Origin of the sequence: Xenophilus sp. Marseille-Q4582 (genome assembly GCF_916700565.1) — a bacterium.
Lineage (GTDB): Bacteria > Pseudomonadota > Gammaproteobacteria > Burkholderiales > Burkholderiaceae_C > Xenophilus.
On sequence record NZ_CAKAKO010000006.1, the window covers coordinates 395,152 to 415,241 of the forward strand.

Below are 20,090 nucleotides of genomic sequence, written 5' to 3' on the forward strand. Positions count from 1 at the left end.
TCAGCGGACGCAGGCGCCCGCCGCCTGCCGTGCCTGCAGCACGGCCTCGGCCAGGGCGAAATCGTCGGGATAGGTGATCTTGAAATTGCGCGCGCTGCCGGGCACCAGCAGCGGCGCCAGGCCCAGGCCTTCGACGGCGCTGGCCTCGTCCGTCACCGGCAGGCCCGAATGCTGCGCCGCGTCCAGCGCCCGCGCGAGCAGGCCGATGCGGAACATCTGGGGCGTCTGGGCCAGCCATTTCCGTTCGCGGGGCAAGGTGGCGGCCACGCGCTGCTGCGCGTCAGCCTGCTTGAGCGTGTCGGGCAGCGGCAGGGCCAGCAATCCGCCCACAGGATCCGGCAGACAGGCAGCAATCAGCGCGCGGATCTGCGCGGGCGTCACGAGGCAGCGCGCCGCGTCATGCACCAGCACCCAGTCTTCGGCCGCCGCGCCCCGCGCCTGCAGTGCCGCCAGCCCCTGGCGCACGCTGTCGGCGCGCGTGGCGCCGCCGGCGCGCAGCAGCAGTTCCTCGCAGCAGCCCGCCTGGACCTGGGCGGTAGCAGGAAAGCCCGGCAGCGCGTGGCCCGCCTGGGCGTCTTCGGGCGCCACCACCAGCGCCAGCGTGCTCAGTTGCGCCCCCAGGGCGCGAAAGGCGTCCAGCGTGTGCGCCACCAGCGCGCGGCCGGCCAGCGGCTGGTACTGCTTGGGGCCGTGGCCGCCCGCGCGCGCACCCACGCCGGCAGCGGGAATCAGCACATGGAGACGGGGGGATGCGGCAGGGGACACGGCGGGAAGGCGGCGCGGCGCTGCGGCGCGGCCACAAGGAACAATGGGGCCGGTGCCGCAACACAAGCGCGGCCCCGGCGGGGGGCGCCATTCTAGGAGCGCGAACGCCAGGCTCAGTCGGCCGCGCGGTCCTGCACGCGGCGGTTCACGTAGCTGGCATTGCCCAGCCCCGTGCCGATGGTCAGCACCGCCCAGCGCTTGACGTCGCGCATGAAGGGCACTTCGCTCAGGCCCTGCACCACCGCGTCGTTGTGCATCAGCACCTGGGTCGCGTGGCCGTCGATGACGGGCAGCGCATCGCGCAGCGCCGTGGGCAGGTGGAAGCTGTCGGCGGCCCAGTTCCCGGGCAGGTTCTGCGCACCGCGCGCAATGCTGCCGTCGGCGCGGATCAGGCCCGGGCAGGCGATGCCCACGAAGGGCGCCAGGCGCAGCTTGTGGCGCTGGGCCCAGGCGATCTGTTCCTCCAGCAGACGCACCAGGCCCGCGACCAGGCCGGTGCGGCTGGGGTCGTCGTCGGCATGGCGCCATTTCACCCGGCGCTCCACGCGGGCGCGCGAGAAGTCCGCGGCCTTGTGGCGGCGAAAGCTCACGATGCCGCAGCGGGCATTGGTGCCGCCCAGGTCGACGGCCAGCAGCGCGTCATGGTGCTCGGTGATCGTGGGCGGCGCGAGATGCACCCAGCCGATCAGGCCGCCGTCGTCCACGTCGTGCCGCAGCCGCGCCAGATGCACGGGCAGCTCCGCCGCCTCGCACAGCGCCGCCGCCTGCAGGATGGCGCGCTCGCCCACGTCGCTTTCCGGAAAGCCGCCGCCGATCACGATGCGCTTGACGCCCTTCCAGCTCTTCTGGCGCATGAAGCGCTGGATGACCTGCGCGAGCTCGACGGCGAACTCCTCGATCGCGCCGTGCACGATGTCCGCCGCGGGCGACGCCTTCCTGGCCGCGATGGCCTTGTCGAGCACCTTCTTGCCCAGGGCCGAGGACGGGCGCTTGCCCAGCGGGTCGGGCCGGCCTTTCTCGCGATAGCGCCGGCGCCACTCGTCGAGTAAGGCGCGAAAGGCGGTCTGGCTCGCGCGGTCGCCGATGAAGCCGTCGGCATCCTCCACTTCCAGGTTGTAGCCCGCGATCTGCACGTGTTCCAGTTCGGTGGCGCCGTGGTGCGCACCCACGATGCTCGGCGGAGGCGGGGCACGCCGGTTGCGTCTGGCGGCGGCGGGGGGTGCGGGGGCAGCGGTCCTGGGCATTGGCCGCAGCATGCCAGCGCCCGCGGCCCCGGCCCGACGGGGCTCGAGCACGCCGCGCATCGGCACGCACCGGCAGCGTCTGTAGGCGCACGCCCTTCCAAGTACCCACGGTGCGCAAGGCTGTGTCATGCGCGCGGGGCCCGGGCTGCGCAGAATGGCCGCCACACCACGCCGTGTGGTCCCCTTTCTTGACGCCGCCCCGCGTCCGCACCGCGCCATGCGCGCGTGCAGCGCGGCGCGCTCCCTGCCGGAGAGCCCCATGCGCCCACATCTCCTCCTTCGCCGCCAGGCGCTGTTGCGCCTGGGCCGGCTCGGCAGTCTGGCCGCCGCAACTGCGCTGCCCGTACCCGCCCTGGCGCAGCTGCGCGAGCCCGGCCATGGCGGCAGCTGGGAGCCCACGCGGGGCCAGGCCGGCAAGGACGTGATCTGGATTCCCACGCCCGACGCGCTGGTGCAGCGCATGCTGCAGATGGCCGAGGTGCAGGCCGACGACCATGTGTACGACCTGGGCTCGGGCGACGGCAAAATCGCCATTGCCGCCGGCCGCGCGGGCGCCCTGGCCACGGGGCTGGAGTTCGATCCGCGCATGGTCGAGCTGTCGCGCCGCCTGGCACGCGAGGCCGGCGTGCACGAGCGCGTGCGCTTCGAGAAGGCCGACATCTTCGAAGCCGATTTCTCGAAGGCCACGGTGGTCACGCTCTACCTGCTGCCCGAACTGAACCTGCGCCTGCGCCCCCGGCTCTTCGAGCTGCCGCCCGGCACACGCGTGGTCTCGCATTCCTTCGGCATGGGCGAATGGCAGCCCGACGAGCGCTCGCGCATCGGCAGCGGCGAACTCTTCCTGTGGCGCATCCCGGCCAATGTCTCAGGCCACTGGCGCTTCAACGCCGCGGCCGGCAGCGGCCTGCCGCAGTCGATGCAGGTGCGCCAGACCTTCCAGAAGCTGCAGGCCGAGGCCAGCGACGGCTCGCTCACGGCCGCGCTCATCGAGCCGCGCATCGACGGCCGCACCCTGCAGTTCGGCCTGCGCGACAGTGCCGGCCGCGCGGTGAAGCTGCGCGCCGAAGTGCAGGGCAACCGCCTGCGCGGCAGCTACCAGCGCGGCACGGCGCCGCCGCAGCCTTTCGAGGCCGAGCGCACGGGCCCGCCCGACACCATCGTCGGCAGCGCCTACGTCGAGGGCGGCACATGAGGCCGCGCCCAGGCGGTATGGCCGGATGAGCGCCTGGCGCGGCCGCCCGCCCGCTGCGTCCTGCGATGCGCATTCCGCACCCGGCGGCAGCCCGCTCGGGCTGTGGCATGCGATTGCCATCATCCTGGGCGTGGCCATCGGCGCGGGCATCTTCAAGGCGCCTTCGATGGTCGCGGCCCACGTGCCCTCGGCGGGCTGGCTGTTCGCGGTCTGGCTGGCCGGCGGGCTCTTCAGCATCATCGGCGCCCTGTGCTATGCGGAGCTGTCCACCACCTACCCCAGCCAGGGCGGCGAGTACCACTTCCTTTCGCGCGCCTTCGGCCGCGCCACCGCCCTGCTCTATGCCTGGGCGCGCTTCTCGGTCATCACCACGGGCTCCATCGCGCTGCTGGGCTTTCTCTTCGGCGACTACATGGCGCAGCTGCTGCCGCTGGGCCCGCACGGACCGGCGGTCTACGCGGCCGCGGCCGTGCTGGTGCTCACGGCGCTCAACGTGCGCGGGCTGCGCGAAGGCGCACGGGCGCAGACCTGGCTCACCTCGCTCGACGTGGCCGGGCTGGCGCTGATCGTGGGCGCCGGCGCCTGGCTGTGGCTGGGCGGCGGCACGGACGCCCTCGCGGCCACGGCATCGGCCCCGTCCGGCCCGGCGGCGCCGCCGTGGGCCGGCGGCCAGGGCAGCAACCCGAGCGTGCCGCTGTCCCTCGCGGGCATCGGCATGGCCATGGTCTTCGTGCTGCTCACCTTCGGCGGCTGGAACGACGCCGCCTACATCAGCGCCGACCTGCCGCACCGCCGCGCCATCGCCTGGGCGCTGCTGCTGTCGGTGGGACTGATCACCGTGCTGTACCTGCTGGTGAACTGGGCCTACTGGGCCACGCTGGGCCTGGACGGCATGGCCAGCGCCGATGCGGTGGCGGCCGAGATGCTGGCGGTGAGCCTGGGCCCCGTGGCGGGCCAGCTGATCGCGCTGCTGGTGGCGGTCGCCGCACTGGCCTCGATGAACGCCACGCTGATCGTGGGCGCGCGCACCGCCTGCGCCATGGGCCGCGACTGGCCCGCGCTGCGCGTGCTGGGCGCCTGGTGTCCCGAACGCCGGGTGCCGCGCAACAGCTTCGTGCTGCAGTGCGCGCTGGCGCTGGTGCTGATCGCGCTGGGCGCCGTCTACGACGACGGCTTCACGGCCATGGTGGAGTACACGGCGCCGGTGTTCTGGCTGTTCCTCTTTCTCACCGGCCTGGCGCTGTTCCGCCTGCGCCGGCTGGAGCCGCATGTGCCCCGCCCTTTTCGCGTGCCGCTCTATCCGTGGGTGCCGCTGCTGTTCTGCGCCAGCAGCCTGGCCATGCTCGGGGCCAGCCTGGCCTTCGTGGGCAGCCACCAGGTGGCCGGCCTCAACGCGGCCTGGGTCGGCGTGGGCGTGCTGGCCAGCGGCCTGCTGCTCATGCGCCTGATGGGCAGGCCGGCAGCGCCTTCGCAGCCGCTGCCGCGGGACACGCCGCCGTGAAGGTGCGGGGGCGCGCCGCCCCCTACACTGCCGCGATGCGCGGAACGCTCCTGCTCCCGGCCCGGCCCCTCCTGCGGCGCTGGCTGCAAAGGCTGGCCCTGCTGCTGGCCGTCCTGGCCGCGGGCGGCGCCTTCGCCGACGAAGGCCCGCTGCGCATCGGCTCCAAGCGCTTCACCGAGTCGTACATCCTGGCCGAAGTGCTGGCGCAAACGGCCGCGCCGCACCTGCGCCAGCCGCCTGTCGTGCGGCAGGGCCTGGGCAACACGGCCATCGTCTACGAGGCGCTGCGCAGCGGCAGCATCGACCTGTACGCCGAATACACCGGCACGATCGCGCTGGAGATCCTCAAGAGCCCGCAGCCGCTGACGCGCGAGGCGATGCAGGCTGCCCTGCGGCCGCTGGGCCTGGGCCTGGCGGTGCCGCTGGGCTTCAACGACGGCTATGCCTTCGCCATGCGCGCCGCCGAGGCCAGGCGCCTGGGCATCCGCACGCTGAGCGACCTGGCAAGGCACCCCGGGCTCAGGCTGGGCCTGAGCAACGAGTTCATCGGCCGCGCCGACGGCTGGCGCGGCGTGGCGGCGCGCTATGGCCTGCCGCAGACGCCGACCGGGCTGGACCATGGCATCGCCTACGACGCCATCGCGGCCGGCCAGGTGGACGTGATCGACATCTACACCACCGACGCGAAGATCGGCCATCTGGGCCTCACCGTGCTGGAGGACGACCTCGCCCACTTCCCGCGCTATGACGCGGTGGTGCTGCACCGGCTCGACCTGCCCCGGCGCCTTCCGCAGGCCTGGGCCGCCTTGCAGAAGCTCGAAGGCCGCATCGACGAAGCCGCGATGATCGGCATGAATGCACGGGCCGAACTGCAGGGCGCGGGCTTCGCGGCCATCGCGCGCGATTTCCTCGCCGCAGGCGGCGCGGCGCCGGCGGCCCCTGCGGGCGCCTCGGCCGGCTTCGTGGCCAAGCTGCTGGGGCCCGACCTGCCGCGGCTCGCGCGCCAGCACCTGATGCTGGTGGCGGCCTCGGTGGGCCTGGCGACCCTGATCGGCGTGCCGCTGGCCATCGGGGTCTTTCCGCACCTGCGGCTGCGCGCCTTCGTGCTCGGCCTCACGGGCCTGCTGCAGACCGTGCCCTCGCTCGCGCTGCTGGCCGTCCTCATCTCGCTGCTGGGCGCCATCGGCACGCTGCCCGCGCTGATCGCGCTCACGCTGTATTCGCTGCTGCCCATCATGCGCAACGCCGTCACCGGACTGGCCGAGGTGCCCGGGGGCGTGAAGCAGGCGGGCACGGCGCTGGGCATGACGCGGCGGCAGAACCTGCGGCTGGTGCAGCTTCCGCTGGCGCTGCCCACGCTGGTCGCGGGCATCCGCACCGCCACGGCCATCGCCATCGGCACCGCGACCCTTGCGGCCTTCATCGGCGCGGGCGGCTTCGGGGAGCGCATCGTGACCGGGCTCGCGCTCAACGACCGCGCCCTGCTGCTGGCCGGCGCCCTGCCGGCCGCTGCCCTGGCACTGCTGAGCGAACTCCTGTTCGAGGGGCTGGAAGCCCTGCTGCGGCGCGCGCGTTGAGCGGGCGGGGCTGCGCGACCGGCCTGCCTTGCGCGTGCGGGCTTGGCCTACGCCGCCGCGCGCGCCGGCGTGCCTAGGATCGGGCCCAACACCCTGGAGGATGCAATGGCCGCCATCCGGCACGAGCTTTGGATCGATGCGCCCGTCGAGCAAGTCTGGGCGCTGCTGGGCAGCGCCGAGGGGGTGAGCTGCTGGTGGGACCACCAGTCCGAGCGCGAAACCCCGGAAGGCACGGTGTGGGAACACACCCCCGGCCCCGCGCACGGCACGGTGCGCATGCGGGTGGTGGCCCGCGAGCCGAACACGCTGCTGCAATGGACATGCATCAGCACCCACGATGCGGCGACGCCGGCTTCCGAATGGACCGGCACCACGATCAGCTTCCGCCTGGGCCCCCGGGAATCCTCGCCGGCCGCGCGCGCCGACTGGGCCCGGCGCATCCCGGTACAGACCGTGCTGAGCTTCACGCACGAGGGATGGCCGCAGGGCTCGAGGTTCCTGGCCTTCTGCACCACCGCCTGGGCCGGCGTGCTGCAAAAGCTCGCCGACTGTGCGGTGAAGGCGGATTGATGGCGCGGGCCGGCTTGCCGCGCGTGTGGCCCCGGCCCCAGGCCTGCACGTCCCCATGACCGCCGGCGCGCGCTTGGCGGATGCCGCCGCCGTCCTGCATTCCGACATCCCGGCCCGGCTGGACCGCCTGCCCTGGTCGGCCTGGCACTGGCGCGTGGTGCTGGCGCTGGGCACAGCCTGGGTGCTCGACGGGCTGGAGGTCACGCTGGTCGGCTCGCTGGGCGGCGTGCTGGAGCGCGGCGACACCCTGGCGCTGAGCGCCAGCCAGATCGGCCTGGCCGGCTCGCTCTACGTGGGCGGGGCCGTGCTGGGCGCGCTGCTGTTCGGCCGCATGGCCGACCGCTGGGGCCGCAAGCGGCTGTTCATGATCACGCTCGCGCTCTATGCGGCCGCCACCTTCGCCACGGCCTTCTCGCCGGGCTTCGCCTTCTTCGCCGCCTGCCGCTTCCTCACCGGCCTGGGCATCGGCGGTGAATACGCCGCCATCAACTCGGCCATCGACGAGCTGGTGCCGGCGCGCGTTCGCGGGCGGGTGAGCCTGGCGATCAACGGCAGCTTCTGGCTCGGCGCCGCGCTGGGGGCGGGCCTGAGCCTGGTGCTGCTGGACCCGGCCGTGCTGGGCCCCGTGTGGGGCTGGCGCGCCGGCTTCGCGCTCGGCGCGCTGCTCGCGGTGGCCATCGTGCTGGTGCGCCGGCACGTGCCCGAAAGCCCACGCTGGCTGCTGATGCACGGCCGCGCGGAGGAAGCCGAGCGCATCGTCTCGGCCATCGAGGCCGAGGTCGGCCGCGAACGCCGGCCGCTGCCACCGGCCGGCGGGCGGCTGTCGCTGCAGTCGCGCGCCGCACCGTCGGTGCGCGAGATCGCCCGCGTGCTGTTCACGCACTACCGCCAGCGCAGCGCCGTGGCCCTGGCGCTGATGCTGTCGCAGGCCTTCTTCTACAACGCCATCTTCTTCACCTACGCGCTGGTGCTCACGCGCTTCCATGGCGTGCCCGACGCGCGGGTGGCGCTGTACATCTTCCCGTTCGCGCTGGGCAATGTGCTGGGGCCCCTGCTGCTGGGCCCGCTGTTCGACCGTGTGGGCCGCCGTCGCATGATCGCGCTGACCTACGTCGGGGCCGGCCTCGGGCTGGGCCTCACCGGCTGGGCCTTCATGGCCGGACTGCTGGACGCGCGCAGCCAGGCGCTGGCCTGGTCGGCGGTCTTCTTCCTGGCCTCGGCGGCGGCCAGCTCGGCCTATCTCACGGTGAGCGAGGTGTTCCCGCTGGAGATGCGCGCCCTGGCCATCTCGCTCTTCTACGCGGTGGGCACGGGCGCTGGCGGCTTCGCGGCGCCCTGGCTCTTCGGCGCGCTGATCGAGACCGGCAGCCGCGGCGCGGTGGCCGTGGGCTACGCGATCGGCGCGGCGCTGGTGATCGCCGCGGGCCTGCTGGCGCTGCGCTTCGCGGTCAATGCCGAGCGGCGCGCGCTGGAGGACATCGCGCCGCCGCTGGGCATGCACCGGCCCGGCAACTGAAGCAGCGGGCGGGTGCGCGCTGGCCGCGCCCGGCCCGCCTCAGTACGGCGGCGCCTGCACGGCGCGCTGTGCGCGGGCGGCCTGCGTCCACCAGGCCAGGTCGTCGGCCCAACGCGGAAAGGCGCGCTTGAGGCTGCCGCCCGCATCGCCCGTGGGCTCGCCCTGCGCATCGAGGGTCTGCGAGATCGGGCCCACCGCGAGCGTGCTCGACACCACCACCATGCCCATTTCCGAGAGGATCGAATGCCAGGCCGTGCCCGCGCGCACGCCCGAGAAGCGGCCCGCCGAATAGCTCGCGATGGCGGCCGGCCGCCAGAACCATTCCTCGAGGAAATGGTCGGTGAGGTTCTTCAGGCCCGGCTGCACGCCCCAGTTGTATTCGCCGGTGACGAAGACGAAGGCATCGGCCGCGCGGATCTTGCCCGCCAGGGTCTCGAGCGCCTCGGGCGCGCCGCCCTTCGGATACTCCTTGTACATGCGGTCGAGCATGGGCAGGTTGACGGCTTTGGCGTCGATGAGCTCCGGCTCGGCGCCGCGCGCCTGCAGGCCCTTCACGATGAAGTCCGCCAGGCGGATGCCCATGCGGTCGGCGCGGTACGAACCGTAGAAGACGAGGATCTTGTCGGGCATGCGGGCTCCTGGAAAAAGGAAGGGCCCGATCATCCCTGATCGGGCCCCGGGGCGGGTGCGGCGGAATCAGGCCTGCGTGTAGGCCGTCTTCACCGTGGTGAAGAACTCCTGCGCGTACCGGCCCTGCTCGCGCGGGCCGTAGCTGCTGCCCTTGCGGCCGCCGAAGGGCACGTGGTAGTCCACGCCGGCCGTGGGCAGGTTCACCATGACCATGCCGGCCTGGCTGTGGCGCTTGAAGTGCGTGGCGTACTTCAGGCTGGTGGTGGCAATGCCCGCGGACAGGCCGAACTCGGTGTCGTTGGCCGTGGCCAGCGCTTCCTCGTAGTTCTTCACGCGGATCACGCTGGCCACCGGGCCGAAGATCTCCTCGCGGTTGATGCGCATGGTCTTGGCGCTTTCGCTGAACAGCGCCGGGCTCATGTAGTAGCCCTCCGTCTCCAGCTTCAGCCGCTCGCCGCCGACGGCCAGCGTGGCGCCCTCGTCCTTGCCGATCTGCACGTACGCCAGGTCCTGGTCGAGCTGGCTCTGGCTGGAGACCGGGCCGATGTCCGTGCCCTGCGCCAGCGCGTCACCGACCTTGATCCTGGCCATTCGGGCCTTCATCGCCTCGATGAACTTCGGGTAGATGCCTTCGGTGACGATCAGGCGGCTCGACGCCGTGCAGCGCTGGCCCGTGGAGTAGAAGGCGCTCTGTACGCTCAGCTCCACGGCCTGGTCCAGGTTGGCGTCGTCCAGCACGACCTGCGGGTTCTTGCCGCCCATCTCCAGCTGCACCTTCTTGCCACCCTTGACGCATTCCAGCGCCAGCGCACGGCCCACGCCCACCGAGCCCGTGAAGCTGATCGCGTGCACGCCCGCATGCTGCACCAGCGCATTGCCAATCACGCTGCCGCGGCCCATGACCAGGTTGAAAACGCCCGCAGGGATGCCCGAGCGGCTGATGATCTCCGCGAGCGCCCAGGCGCAGCCGGGCACGAGGTCGGCGGGCTTCAAGACCACGCAGTTGCCGAAGGCCAGCGCCGGCGCGATCTTCCAGGCCGGAATGGCGATCGGAAAGTTCCAGGGCGTGATGAGGCCCACCACGCCGACCGGCTCGCGCGTGATCTCCACGCCGATGCCCGGGCGCACCGAAGGCAGCGTCTCGCCGGCCAGGCGCAGGCATTCGCCCGCGAAGAACTTGAAGATGTGGCCGGCACGGGTCGCTTCGCCGATGCCTTCGGCGCGGGTCTTGCCCTCCTCGCGGGCCAGCAGCGTGCCCAGCTCTTCCTTGCGGGCCAGGATCTCGGTGCCGATCTTGTCCAGCGCGTCGCTGCGCGCCTGCACCGAGCCCGTGGCCCAGGCCGGGAAGGCGGCGGCGGCAGCGGCCACGGCCGCATCGACCTGCGCCGCGTCGCCCTGCGCGTACTGGCCCAGCACGTCGGCCAGGTTGCTGGGGTTGACGTTCGGGCTGTAGCTCTTGCCGGCGACCCATTCGCCGTTGATCAGGTTCTTGAATTCACTCATCGGAAGGATCCTTGAAGGTTGCAGTGATCAGAGTCCGCCTGCTCACACCGCCCCATGCGCTTCCACATAGAGCGCGTAGAGCGAGTGGCTGCTGGCCATGTAGAGCCGGTTGCGCTTGGGGCCGCCGAATTCCAGGTTGGCGCAGCGCTCGGGCAGGCGGATGAAGCCGATGGGCTTGCCGTCCTTGTTGAACACCTTCACGCCATCCATCTCGTCCGACCGCGCCAGGGGCAAGTGTGCCTTCATGCCGCCGCCGATGTCGGTGGCCTCGGGCGCGAAGGCGCCGGAAAAGCCCCAGCCGCACCAGAGGTTGCCGTCGCGGTCCACGCGAAAGCCGTCCAGCGCGCCGGGGCCGTCGGCATCGATCAGCTTGGTCTTGTTCGACAGCGTGGTGCCGTCAGCCGAGACCTCGAAGCGCCACATGCTGCGATTCGGCGTGCCCTTCCACTCCACCACATAGAGGTATTTCTCGTCGGGCGAGAAGGCCAGGCCATTGGGGTTGAAGATGTCGGTGACGACGGCCTTGACCGCGCCGTCCTTGCCGACGCGGTAGACGTTGGTGGTGGCCTGCTCGGGCGTGGCGCGCGCGCCTTCCCATTCGCCGTTGATGCCGAACAGCGGATCGGTGAACCACACGCTGTCGTCGGACTTCACGACCACGTCGTTGGGCGCGTTCAGGCGCTTGCCCTCGAAGCGGTCGGCCAGCACCGTGAGGCTGCCGTCCTTCTCGGTGCGCACCACGCGGCGCGTGACCGAATGCTCGCAGCTGATCAGCCGGCCCTGGCGGTCGCGCGTGTTGCCGTTGGCGTAGTTCACGCCTTCCTTGTGCACCGAGAACTTGCCGGTCTTCTCCTCGTACTTCATGAGCCGGTTGTTCGGGATGTCCGACAGGATCAGTGTGCCGGTCTCGGGGAAGTAGGCCGGCCCCTCGGCCCAGCGCATGCCGCTGCCCAGCTGCTCGAGGGTGCTGCTGTAGATGCGGTATTTGGCGAAGCTCGGGTCGAGGATGAAGACGTTGGGGTCGGGGTAGCGCTGGGCCGGCTTGAAGTCGAATTGCTGCGCGCCCGCGGCGGCGCCCAGCGCGCCCAGGGCCGTCGCACCTGCGTTCTGCAGCAGGCGGCGGCGGTTGAGGGTTCTGTGTGTCATGGCTCTTGTCTCCTTCTGTTGTTGATCTTTTTCCGATGCCGCCGCGCGCGGATCTTCAGCGCACCATGCAGGGCCGCTTGTTGTCGAACTTCCAGCCCGGGATCAGGGATTGCATCGCGATGGCGTCGTCGCGCGCGCCCAGGCCGTGCGCCAGGTACAGCGCATTGGCGCGCTTGAGCGCCTCTCGGTCCACCGTCACGCCCAGGCCCGGCGTTTGGGGCACGTCGATGAAGCCGCCGCGGATCGGGAACGGGTTCTTCGTCAGGAACTGGCCGTCCTGCCAGATCCAGTGCGTGTCGATGGCCGTGACCTTGCCGGGCACGGCGGCGGCCACGTGGGTGAACATGGCCAGCGAGATGTCGAAGTGGTTGTTCGAATGCGAACCCCAGGTCAGGCCCCAGTCGCGGCAGGTCTGGCCCACGCGCACCGAGCCGGCCATGGTCCAGAAATGCGGGTCGGCCAGCGGGATGTCCACCGACTGCAGCGCGAGCGCATGCGTCATCTGCCGCCAGTCGGTGGCGATCATGTTGGTGGCCGTGGGCAGGCCCGTGGCGCGGCGGAACTCGGCCATCACCTCGCGGCCCGAGAAGCCGCCTTCGGCACCGCATGGGTCCTCGGCATAGGCCACCACGCCGCGCATGCGCTGGCCCAGGCGGATCGCGTCCTTGAGCAGCCAGCCGCCATTCGGGTCCAGCGTGACGCGGGCCTGCGGAAAGCGCTCGTGCAGCGCCACCACGGCATCGACTTCCGCATCGCCGGCCAGCACGCCGCCCTTGAGCTTGAAATCGCTGAAGCCGTAGCGCACATGCGCCGCCTCGGCCTGGCGCACGATGGCTTCGGGTGTCATGGCCATCATGTGGCGCACCTGCGTCCAGTCGTCGGTGCCGGTGGCATCCTCGCCGGGCTGGAGGTAAGGCAGACCGGTCTTGTCGCTCGGTCCCACGAAGAACAGGTAGCCCAGCACTTCCACGCGCTCGCGCTGCTGGCCCTCGCCCAGCAGCGCCGCCACGGGCACGCCCAGGTGCTGGCCCAGCAGGTCCAGCAGCGCCGACTCGATGGCCGTCACCGCATGCACGCCGATGCGCAGGTCGAAGGTCTGCAGGCCGCGCCCGCCCGGGTCGCGCCCGGCCAGGGCCTGCTGCACGCGCTGCAGCAGTTGCAGGTGCGTGCCCACCGATTGGCCGACGAGCAGCGGCCGGCTGTCTTCCAGCGCCTGGCGGATGCCCTCGCCGCCCGGCACCTCGCCCACGCCCGTGCGGCCGGCGCTGTCGTGCACCAGCAGCACGTTGCGCGTGAAATACGGGCCGTGCGCGCCGCTCAGGTTCATGAGCATGCCGTCGCGGCCGGCCACGGGAATGACTTCGATCTGGGTGATGGTGGGCGTGTGGGACATGGTCGGATCCAGGGGTGTACAGGGGGCAGGCATCATCGCTGCCGGGTCATTGGGCGGCGGACCCGGGCACTTCGGCCTCGGGCCGGCCGGTGGCCAGGAAGGATGCGAGCTTGCGCAGCACCAGGTCAGCCATGGCGCGGCGCGTCTCGTGCGTGCCGCCGGCCACGTGCGGGGCCAGCAGCACGTTCTCCAGCGTCAGCAGTGCGGGCCGCGGGCGCGGCTCATCCTCGAGCTGGGGCAGCGGCAGCTTGCCATGCTGTGCCGTCGAAATCCTGGGTCGCGTCATAGGCTACGCCCTTGAGCAGGTGCGACGTGACCACGAAAGCGCCCAGCGAGGACACGAGCAGCGTGTAGCCGTCGGGCGCCGCGCGCTTGACCATGCCGGCGCCCAGCGTGCCGGTGGCGCCGGGCCGGTTGTCGACCACGAAGCTCTGGCCCAGCTGGTGGCCCATTTCCTGCGCCAGGGCACGCGCCACCATGTCGGTGGAGCCGCCCGCCGGGAAGGGCACGACGATGGTCACGGGCTTTTCGGGCCAGCGGCCCTGCGCCTGCGTGATGAAAGGAACGGCCAGCGCCAGGGCCGCCGCCAGCGAGGCCAGGCCTGCGGTGCGTCGTTGCATGTCTTGTCTCCGGTGGATGGGCGCAGCCGGCTCGGACGCCGGCCGCTTTCCTCTTGGCGGCGCGGCTTACTGCGGGCCGAGCTTCTCGATCAGCGCCGCCAGTTCCTGGCTTTCCGCGTCGCTCAGGTCCGACAGCGGCGGGCGCACCGGGCCCGCGCCGTGGCCGACGATCCGGGCGCCGGCCTTGACGATGCTCACGGCATAGCCCTGCTTCCTGTTGCGGATGTCCAGGTAGGGCATGAAGAAGTCCTTGAGCAGGCGGTGCTGCGTCGGCAGGTCGTCGTCGCGCACGGCTTCGTAGAACTTCATCGCCGTCCTGGGGATGAAGTTGAAGACGGCCGAGGAATACACCGGCGTGCCCAGCGCCTTGTAGGCCGCGGCATAGACCTCGGCCGTGGGCAGGCCGCCCAAGTAGCTGAAGCGGTCGCCCATCTTCTGGAACACCGAGACCATGGCCTCGATGTCGCCCACGCCGTCCTTGAAGCCGACCAGGTTGGGACAGGCCTCGGCCAGGCGGGCCAGCGTGTCGGGCTTGTACCTGGCCTGGGCGCGGTTGTAGACGATCACGCCGAACTTGACGCTGTCGCACACCGCCTTCACGTGGTGGAACAGGCCTTCCTGGCTGGCCTCGGTCAGGTAGTGCGGCATCAGCAGGATGCCGTGCGCGCCGGCCTTCTCGGCCGCCTGGGCATAGGCGATGGTCTGGCGCGTGGGGCCGCCAGCGCCGGCAATGATGGGCACCGTGCCGCGGCACACGTCCACCGCCGTCTGGATGATCTCGGGGTATTCCTCGGGCGTGAGCGAGAAGAATTCGCCCGTGCCGCCGGCGGCGAACAGCGCGCTGGCGCCGTAGGGGCCCAGCCACTCCAGGCGCCTGACGTAGCCGTCGCGGTCGAAGTCGCCGTGGGCATCGAAGTCCGTGATCGGGAAGGACAGCAAGCCGGAGCTCATGATGGACTTGAGTTCCTGGGGGGTGAAGCTCATGGGGGTGTTCCGTGAAAGGTTTCTTGAAAGGGGAGCCAAGGGCGCCGACGGACGCCCCGGGTTTCAGTCGATGCGCAGGTTCGCGTCCTTCACCAGCTGCGCCCAGCGGGCGCGTTCCTTGTGGAAGAACTGCTCTTCCTCGGCCGGCGCCATGGTCACGACCTCGGCGCCCTGCCCCGCCAGGCGCGAGCGGATGTCGGCCGAGCGGATCACGGCGATCAGTTCGCGGTTCAGGCGGTTGACGATGGCGTCGGGCGTGCCACGCGGTGCCCGCACGCCCTGCCAGGTGCCGGACTCGAAGCCGGGCACGCCCTGCTCGGCGATGGTGGGCACGCTGCCGATCAGCGGCATGCGCGTGGCCTTGGACACGCCCAGCAGCTTGAGCTTGCCGCTCTGCACATGGGGCAAGGTGGCCAGCATGCCGTTCATCAGCACCTGCGTCTGGCCCGCCACCGTGTCCTGGATGGACTGCACGCCGCCCTTGTAGGGCACGTAGACCCACTTGGCGCCCGTGGCGCGCTCCACCGCCACACCGGCCAGATGCGGCGCACTGCCGGTGGCCGTGACGGCGAAGTTCAGGTCGCTGCTCCTGGACAGCGCCACCAGCTCCTGCAAATTGTTGGCCTTGACCGAGGGATGTACCACCAGTAGGTGCGGCGAGTACGCGAGCATGGTCACGCCGCGCAGGTCCTTGGACGGGTCGAAGGACAGCTTGGTGTAGATCGAGGGGCTGATGGCCAGCGCGCCCACGTCGCACAGCAGCAGCGTGTAGCCATCGGGGGCCGACTTGGCGACGAAGTCCGCGCCCAGGTTGCCGTTGGCGCCGGGCTTGTTGTCGATCACGATCGGCTGCTTGAGCGCGTCCGAAAGCGGCTGGCTGATCGCGCGCGCAATGATGTCCGAGGAGCCGCCCGGCGGGTATGGCACCACGATGCGGATCGGCTTGCTGGGCCAGTTGTCGGCCGCCTGTGCGGCCCACGGCGCGGCCACGGCGGCGGCGCCCACGGCACCGCCCAGCGCGCGGCCCAGCAATTGGCGTCGGTTCAGAGTCATTGCCTTGTCTCCAGTTGTCGGGTGGAACTGAGCAGCGCAACCGCCACTCATTGTCAGTCATCGTACAACCAGGAACGACCCTTTGCCAAGCCCCTGCACATGAAAAAACGCCCAGGCCGCCCGGCGCGGGCGGGAACGTTCAGCGCGCCGCCGACGCCGAGCCGCCCGGCGCACCCTCGCGTTGCGCGGCCTCCTGCGCCAAGCGCAGGCGCTCGCGGCTGTTGGTCAGGTGGATGCGCATGGCCGCGCGGGCCGAATCGGGGTCGCGCCGTGCGATGGCGGCGAAGATCTCCTCGTGCTCGCGGTTCACGCGACTCAGGTATTCCCCGCCCCGGTGGTGGTTGCGGATGGCGTTGACGCGGGTGCGCGGAATGAGGGTGGTCCCCAGGTGCGTCATGATGTCCGCGAAATACGGGTTGCCCGTGGCCTGCGCGATCTGCAGGTGGAAACGGAAGTCGGGCGACACGGTGTCGCCGGCCGCCGCCACGTTGCGCTCGAACTCGTCCAGCGCCTCCCGCATGCCCAGCAGGTGCTCTTCGGTGCGGCGCAGCGCGGCCAGCCCGGCGGATTCGGTTTCCAGGCTGATGCGCAGTTCCAGCACGGCGAGCACGTCCACCGTGGCGGCGATGTCCGCCGCCTCCAGCCTGAACATGCCGGCCATGCCGCCGCCGCGCGGCTGCAGCACGAAGGTGCCGATGCCATGGTGCGTTTCGACCAGCCCGGCCGCCTGCAGTTTGGAGAGCGCCTCCCGGACCACGGTGCGGCTGACGCCGTAGCTCTGCATGATGGCCGATTCGGTGGGCAACTTGTCGCCGGGACGCAGTTGCTGGCCGCGGATCTTGTCGCCCAGGTCCTCCACCAGGCCCTGCGCCAAATTGCGGCCACGGCGCCGGGGCATTCCACCGGGCGCGCCCGCAGAGGCCGCCGGGCGGACCGGACCGGACCAGGCCTCGCCAGATTCGGGGGGCGGGGGCATCCCCGTTGACACGCTGGACATGGGCTCATCATAATCGCCGCGCATGTTGTACGACAACCGATGACGTACAGCCAGAACACCGGAGACTTCTCTTGCCCGCCCCGCTTCCTCCCGCAGCGCCCGCCGACGCCCTGCCCTCGCCCATCCCCCGCCTGCTGCTGACCGGCGCCGCCGGCGGCCTGGGGCGCGTGCTGCGCGAACGCCTGCCGGCCTTTGCCCGCGTGCTGCGTGTCTCCGACATCGCCGCGCTGGGCGAAGCGCGCGGCGCACACGAGGAAGTGATGCCCTGCGACCTGGCCGACAAGCAGGCCGTGGATGGGCTGGTCGCGGGCTGCGACGCCATCGTGCATCTGGGCGGCGTGTCGGTGGAGCGGCCCTTCGAGGAAATCCTGGAGGCCAACATCAAGGGCGTCTTCCACATCTACGAGGCGGCGCGCCGCCGGGGGGTGAAGCGCGTGGTGTTCGCCAGCTCCAACCATGTGACCGGCTTTCACCGGCAGACCGAGAGACTGGACGCCCACGCCCCGCGCAGGCCCGACGGCTACTACGGCCTGTCCAAGTCCTTCGGCGAGGACATGGCCCAGTTCTATTTCGACCGCTACGGCATCGAGACCGTGAGCATCCGCATCGGCTCGTCCTTCCCCGAGCCGGCCAACCGCCGCATGATGAGCACCTGGCTCAGCTACGACGATCTGACGCAGCTGGTCCAGAAGTCGCTGTTCACGCCCGGCGTGAAGCACACGGTGGTCTACGGCATGTCGGCCAACGCCGAAGTCTGGTGGGACAACCATGCCGCCGCGCATCTGGGCTTCGTGCCCAAGGACAGCTCCGAGCCCTTCCGCGCGCGGGTCGAAGCCCAGCCGCCCGTGGCCGCCACCGATCCGAACGCCATCTACCAGGGCGGCGCCTTCACCGCGCAAGGCCCCTTCGGCGACTGAACGCCAAGGAAGTCCGTATGGCGGAACTCGTGCTCGATGCGCGCAACGGCACCGGCGAAAGCCCGGTGTGGCATGCCGCCGAACAGGCGCTGTACTGGGTCGACATCCCCGGCCGCGCCATCCATCGCTGGTCCCAAGCCGAGGGGCACCGGCACTGGGCCACCGAAGAAATGCCGGCCTGCCTGGCCGCCACGGCCACGCCCGGGCGCTGGCTGGCAGGCATGGAAAGCGGGCTGTTCGAGCTGAGCCTCGGGCAAGAAAGCCGTGCCCGCGCCACGCGGCGCGCCGCGGTCGCGCATGCCGCGCCCGCCATGCGCTTCAACGATGGCCGCTGCGACCGCCAGGGCCGCTTCTGGGCCGGCACCATGAGCCTGGACATGGCGGCCGGCATCCGCGCGGGGGCCTGGTACCGCTTCGGCGCCGGCGACAGCGCCCTGCCCGCACAACTCGACGACTTCATCGTGCCCAACGGCCTGGCCTTCAGCCCCGACGGCCGCACGATGTATGTGTCGGACTCGCATCCCAGCGTGCAGGCCATCTGGGCCTTCGACTACGACACGGACAGCGGCACGCCGAGCAACCGCCGCCTGTTCGTCGACATGAATCCGTTGCCCGGCCGCCCCGACGGCGCCGCCATCGACGTGGACGGCGGCTACTGGATCTGCGGCAACGACGCCGGGCTGGTGCACCGCTTCACGCCCGACGGCCGGCTCGACAAGTCGCTGCCCGTGCCCGTGAAGAAGCCCGCCATGTGCGCCTTCGGCGGCCCCCGGCTGGACACGCTCTACGTGACGTCGATCCGCCCGGGCGGCGACCTGAGCGACCAGCCGCTGGCCGGCGGCGTGTTCGCGCTGCGGCCGGGCACGCAGGGGCTGCCCGAGCCGGCCTTCGCGGGCTGAGCGGCTCCCGAGAGAAGAAAACATCCACACCACCAAGAGAAAGAGGACGACAAAGCCATGTTCAAGACCACTCTGATGGGCCTGGCCGCCGCCGCGTGCTGCCTGGGCGTGCAGGCGCGCGATTTCCGCTCCGCCGACGTGCACAACAGCGACGACTACCCCACGGTGGCCGCCGTCAAGCACATGAGCCAGCTGCTCGAGCAGCGCAGCAACGGCAAGTACAAGATCAAGGTCTTCAACAAGAGCGCGCTGGGCTCCGAGAAGGAGACGCTGGACCAGGTGAAGATCGGCGCGCTGGAGATGAACCGCGTGAACATCAGCGCGCTCAACTCCATCTGCCCGAAGACGCTGGTGCCCACCATGCCCTTCCTCTTCGACTCGATCGCCCACATGCGCAAGACGCTGGACGGCCCGATCGGCGACGAGATCTTGAAGGGCTGCGAGCACGAAGGTCTGGTCGGCCTGGCCTTTTACGACTCGGGCGCCCGCTCCATCTACGCCAAGAAGCCGGTCAAGACCGTGGCCGACACCAAGGGCCTGAAGATCCGCGTGCAGCAGTCCGACCTGTGGGTGGCGCTGGTCACCGCCATGGGCGCCAACGCCACGCCCATGCCCGCCGGCGAGGTCTACACCGCGCTCAAGACCGGTCTGATCGACGCCGCCGAGAACAACATCCCCTCCTACGAAGGCTTCAAGCACTACGAGGCGGTGAAGTTCTATTCGCACACCGAGCATTCGATGGCCCCCGAGGTGCTAGTGATCTCGAAGAAGGTGTTCGACAAGATGTCCCAGGCCGACCAGGACTTGTTCCGTGCGGCCGCCAAGGAATCGGTGACCTTCCAGCGCCAGAAGTGGGACGAGCAGGAAGCCAAGGCGCTGGACATCGTGGTCAAGGCCGGCTCCACCATCGTCAAGGACGTGGACAAGGCCTCCTTCAAGGCCGTGATGACGCCGGTGTATGACAAGTTCATCACCACGCCCGACCTCAAGCGGCTGGTGAAGGCCGTGCAGGACAACAAGTGACCCATCCCATCGAGGAACTGGCGGCCGGGCTCACCGAGCCGGAGTCGTTGCGGCCCACGGCGCGCCATGCCTACACGCGCCTGTGTGCCGCCCTGTCCAAGGCCAGCCTGGTGCTCGCGGTGGTGATGCTGATCGCCATCATCCTCGCCGTGCAGTACCAGGTGGTGGGCCGCTACATCTTCAACGACACGCCCACCTGGGCCGAAGGCTTGGCGCTGCAGCTGGTGCTCTACGTCACGGCGCTGGCCGTGGCGGTGGGCGTGCGGGACGCGGGCCACATCGGGCTCGAATCGCTGGTCTCGCTGCTGCCCGAGGGCCTGCGGCTGAAGCTGGAGGTGCTGATCCACGCGCTGGTGGCGCTCTTCGGCGCCATCATGGTCGAAAGCGGCTGGGAGTGGACCGTGCTCAAGTGGAGCGACATGAAACCCATGATGCACGTGCCCGTGGGCATGGACTACCTTGCGCTGGTGGTAGCCGGCGCGCTGATCGTGATGTTCTCCATCGAGCACATCGTGGCGCTGCTGCGCGGCGAGGACGTCGAGCCGTCCTGGCATTGATCA

The 20,090-nt window shown here is 70.7% G+C and carries 18 protein-coding genes and 2 pseudogenes; 9 read left to right on the plus strand and 11 right to left on the minus strand.

Annotated features, from left to right (window positions below; genetic code table 11):
- Positions 1 to 765 (minus strand): 2-C-methyl-D-erythritol 4-phosphate cytidylyltransferase, encoded by a 765-nt coding sequence (gene ispD / locus LG388_RS22060; RefSeq protein ID WP_225784714.1) that lies wholly within the window; start codon positions 763 to 765, stop codon positions 1 to 3.
- Between the two features lie 113 nt (positions 766 to 878).
- Complete coding sequence (locus tag LG388_RS22065) at positions 879 to 1,934, minus strand: ROK family protein (protein WP_225784715.1); 1,056 nt, start codon at positions 1,932 to 1,934, stop codon at positions 879 to 881.
- Positions 1,935 to 2,268: 334 nt separating this feature from the next.
- On the opposite strand from LG388_RS22065, the gene LG388_RS22070 reads away from it, so the two are divergent.
- The 5 genes from LG388_RS22070 to LG388_RS22090 all read left to right on the plus strand — a co-directional run bounded on the left by LG388_RS22070 (position 2,269) and on the right by LG388_RS22090 (position 8,365).
- Positions 2,269 to 3,201 carry a class I SAM-dependent methyltransferase gene (locus LG388_RS22070; protein ID WP_225784716.1) on the plus strand — a complete coding sequence of 311 codons (933 nt, stop codon included), beginning with the start codon at positions 2,269 to 2,271 and terminating at the stop codon, positions 3,199 to 3,201.
- A gap of 25 nt (positions 3,202 to 3,226) precedes the next feature.
- Entirely contained in the window at positions 3,227 to 4,702 is a 1,476-nt protein-coding gene (locus LG388_RS22075) for an APC family permease (protein WP_225784717.1), read from the plus strand.
- Positions 4,703 to 4,737: 35 nt separating this feature from the next.
- On the plus strand, positions 4,738 to 6,279 hold the full coding sequence (locus tag LG388_RS22080) for a glycine betaine ABC transporter substrate-binding protein (protein WP_225784718.1): 1,542 nt from the start codon (positions 4,738 to 4,740) through the stop codon (positions 6,277 to 6,279).
- A gap of 105 nt (positions 6,280 to 6,384) precedes the next feature.
- The gene (locus LG388_RS22085; RefSeq protein ID WP_225784719.1) at positions 6,385 to 6,849 is read left to right on the plus strand and encodes an SRPBCC domain-containing protein; all 465 of its coding nucleotides are present in this window, start codon (positions 6,385 to 6,387) and stop codon (positions 6,847 to 6,849) included.
- Between the two features lie 55 nt (positions 6,850 to 6,904).
- Entirely contained in the window at positions 6,905 to 8,365 is a 1,461-nt protein-coding gene (locus LG388_RS22090; protein WP_225784720.1) for an MFS transporter, read from the plus strand.
- A 39-nt stretch (positions 8,366 to 8,404) separates the two neighbouring features.
- Here the strand turns inward: LG388_RS22090 and LG388_RS22095 are convergent, their stop codons facing one another.
- The 9 genes and pseudogenes from LG388_RS22095 to LG388_RS22135 form a co-directional block, all read right to left on the minus strand.
- A complete protein-coding gene (locus LG388_RS22095) occupies positions 8,405 to 8,995 on the minus strand; it encodes an NADPH-dependent FMN reductase (protein ID WP_225784721.1) in 591 nt (196 codons plus the stop codon).
- Between the two features lie 66 nt (positions 8,996 to 9,061).
- Positions 9,062 to 10,498 carry an aldehyde dehydrogenase family protein gene (locus LG388_RS22100; RefSeq protein ID WP_225784722.1) on the minus strand — a complete coding sequence of 479 codons (1,437 nt, stop codon included), beginning with the start codon at positions 10,496 to 10,498 and terminating at the stop codon, positions 9,062 to 9,064.
- A 42-nt stretch (positions 10,499 to 10,540) separates the two neighbouring features.
- A complete protein-coding gene (locus tag LG388_RS22105; RefSeq protein ID WP_225784723.1) occupies positions 10,541 to 11,644 on the minus strand; it encodes an SMP-30/gluconolactonase/LRE family protein in 1,104 nt (367 codons plus the stop codon).
- A gap of 55 nt (positions 11,645 to 11,699) precedes the next feature.
- Positions 11,700 to 13,037, minus strand: coding sequence for an enolase C-terminal domain-like protein (locus LG388_RS22110; protein ID WP_225784724.1), 1,338 nt, complete (start codon positions 13,035 to 13,037; stop codon positions 11,700 to 11,702).
- A 46-nt stretch (positions 13,038 to 13,083) separates the two neighbouring features.
- Positions 13,084 to 13,278, minus strand: a pseudogene (locus LG388_RS22115) (2-hydroxyacid dehydrogenase); the annotation flags it as partial.
- Between the two features lie 22 nt (positions 13,279 to 13,300).
- Positions 13,301 to 13,657: pseudogene (locus tag LG388_RS22120) on the minus strand (Bug family tripartite tricarboxylate transporter substrate binding protein); the annotation flags it as partial.
- A gap of 66 nt (positions 13,658 to 13,723) precedes the next feature.
- The gene (gene kdgD / locus LG388_RS22125) at positions 13,724 to 14,641 is read right to left on the minus strand and encodes a 5-dehydro-4-deoxyglucarate dehydratase (protein WP_225784725.1); all 918 of its coding nucleotides are present in this window, start codon (positions 14,639 to 14,641) and stop codon (positions 13,724 to 13,726) included.
- Between the two features lie 63 nt (positions 14,642 to 14,704).
- Entirely contained in the window at positions 14,705 to 15,694 is a 990-nt protein-coding gene (locus LG388_RS22130) for a tripartite tricarboxylate transporter substrate binding protein (protein WP_225784726.1), read from the minus strand.
- A 139-nt stretch (positions 15,695 to 15,833) separates the two neighbouring features.
- Complete coding sequence (locus LG388_RS22135; protein WP_225784727.1) at positions 15,834 to 16,592, minus strand: FadR/GntR family transcriptional regulator; 759 nt, start codon at positions 16,590 to 16,592, stop codon at positions 15,834 to 15,836.
- 170 nt (positions 16,593 to 16,762) lie between these two features.
- On the opposite strand from LG388_RS22135, the gene LG388_RS22140 reads away from it, so the two are divergent.
- From LG388_RS22140 to LG388_RS22155, 4 genes are all read left to right on the plus strand, one after another.
- On the plus strand, positions 16,763 to 17,608 hold the full coding sequence (locus LG388_RS22140; RefSeq protein WP_225784728.1) for an NAD(P)-dependent oxidoreductase: 846 nt from the start codon (positions 16,763 to 16,765) through the stop codon (positions 17,606 to 17,608).
- Between the two features lie 17 nt (positions 17,609 to 17,625).
- Positions 17,626 to 18,507, plus strand: coding sequence for an SMP-30/gluconolactonase/LRE family protein (locus LG388_RS22145; RefSeq protein ID WP_225784729.1), 882 nt, complete (start codon positions 17,626 to 17,628; stop codon positions 18,505 to 18,507).
- Positions 18,508 to 18,564: 57 nt separating this feature from the next.
- On the plus strand, positions 18,565 to 19,530 hold the full coding sequence (locus LG388_RS22150) for a TRAP transporter substrate-binding protein (RefSeq protein WP_225784730.1): 966 nt from the start codon (positions 18,565 to 18,567) through the stop codon (positions 19,528 to 19,530).
- Positions 19,531 to 19,655: 125 nt separating this feature from the next.
- Positions 19,656 to 20,087, plus strand: a complete 432-nt coding sequence (locus tag LG388_RS22155; protein ID WP_225785167.1) for a TRAP transporter small permease — start codon at positions 19,656 to 19,658, stop codon at positions 20,085 to 20,087.
- Positions 20,088 to 20,090: the final 3 nt, after the last annotated feature.

Excerpts from the sequence above, each read along its gene's own strand:
- LG388_RS22070 (WP_225784716.1), top strand. The coding sequence starts at position 2,269 with ATGCGCCCACATCTCCTCCTTCGCCGCCAGGCGCTGTTGCGCCTGGGC.
- LG388_RS22075 (WP_225784717.1), top strand. The coding sequence starts at position 3,227 with ATGAGCGCCTGGCGCGGCCGCCCGCCCGCTGCGTCCTGCGATGCGCAT.
- LG388_RS22080 (WP_225784718.1), top strand. The coding sequence starts at position 4,738 with ATGCGCGGAACGCTCCTGCTCCCGGCCCGGCCCCTCCTGCGGCGCTGG.
- LG388_RS22085 (WP_225784719.1), top strand. The coding sequence starts at position 6,385 with ATGGCCGCCATCCGGCACGAGCTTTGGATCGATGCGCCCGTCGAGCAA.
- LG388_RS22090 (WP_225784720.1), top strand. The coding sequence starts at position 6,905 with ATGACCGCCGGCGCGCGCTTGGCGGATGCCGCCGCCGTCCTGCATTCC.
- LG388_RS22095 (WP_225784721.1), bottom strand. The coding sequence starts at position 8,995 with ATGCCCGACAAGATCCTCGTCTTCTACGGTTCGTACCGCGCCGACCGC.
- LG388_RS22100 (WP_225784722.1), bottom strand. The coding sequence starts at position 10,498 with ATGAGTGAATTCAAGAACCTGATCAACGGCGAATGGGTCGCCGGCAAG.
- LG388_RS22105 (WP_225784723.1), bottom strand. The coding sequence starts at position 11,644 with ATGACACACAGAACCCTCAACCGCCGCCGCCTGCTGCAGAACGCAGGT.
- LG388_RS22110 (WP_225784724.1), bottom strand. The coding sequence starts at position 13,037 with ATGTCCCACACGCCCACCATCACCCAGATCGAAGTCATTCCCGTGGCC.
- kdgD (WP_225784725.1), bottom strand. The coding sequence starts at position 14,641 with ATGAGCTTCACCCCCCAGGAACTCAAGTCCATCATGAGCTCCGGCTTG.
- LG388_RS22130 (WP_225784726.1), bottom strand. The coding sequence starts at position 15,694 with ATGACTCTGAACCGACGCCAATTGCTGGGCCGCGCGCTGGGCGGTGCC.
- LG388_RS22135 (WP_225784727.1), bottom strand. The coding sequence starts at position 16,592 with ATGCCCCGGCGCCGTGGCCGCAATTTGGCGCAGGGCCTGGTGGAGGAC.
- LG388_RS22145 (WP_225784729.1), top strand. The coding sequence starts at position 17,626 with ATGGCGGAACTCGTGCTCGATGCGCGCAACGGCACCGGCGAAAGCCCG.
- LG388_RS22150 (WP_225784730.1), top strand. The coding sequence starts at position 18,565 with ATGTTCAAGACCACTCTGATGGGCCTGGCCGCCGCCGCGTGCTGCCTG.
- LG388_RS22155 (WP_225785167.1), top strand. The coding sequence starts at position 19,656 with ATGCTGATCGCCATCATCCTCGCCGTGCAGTACCAGGTGGTGGGCCGC.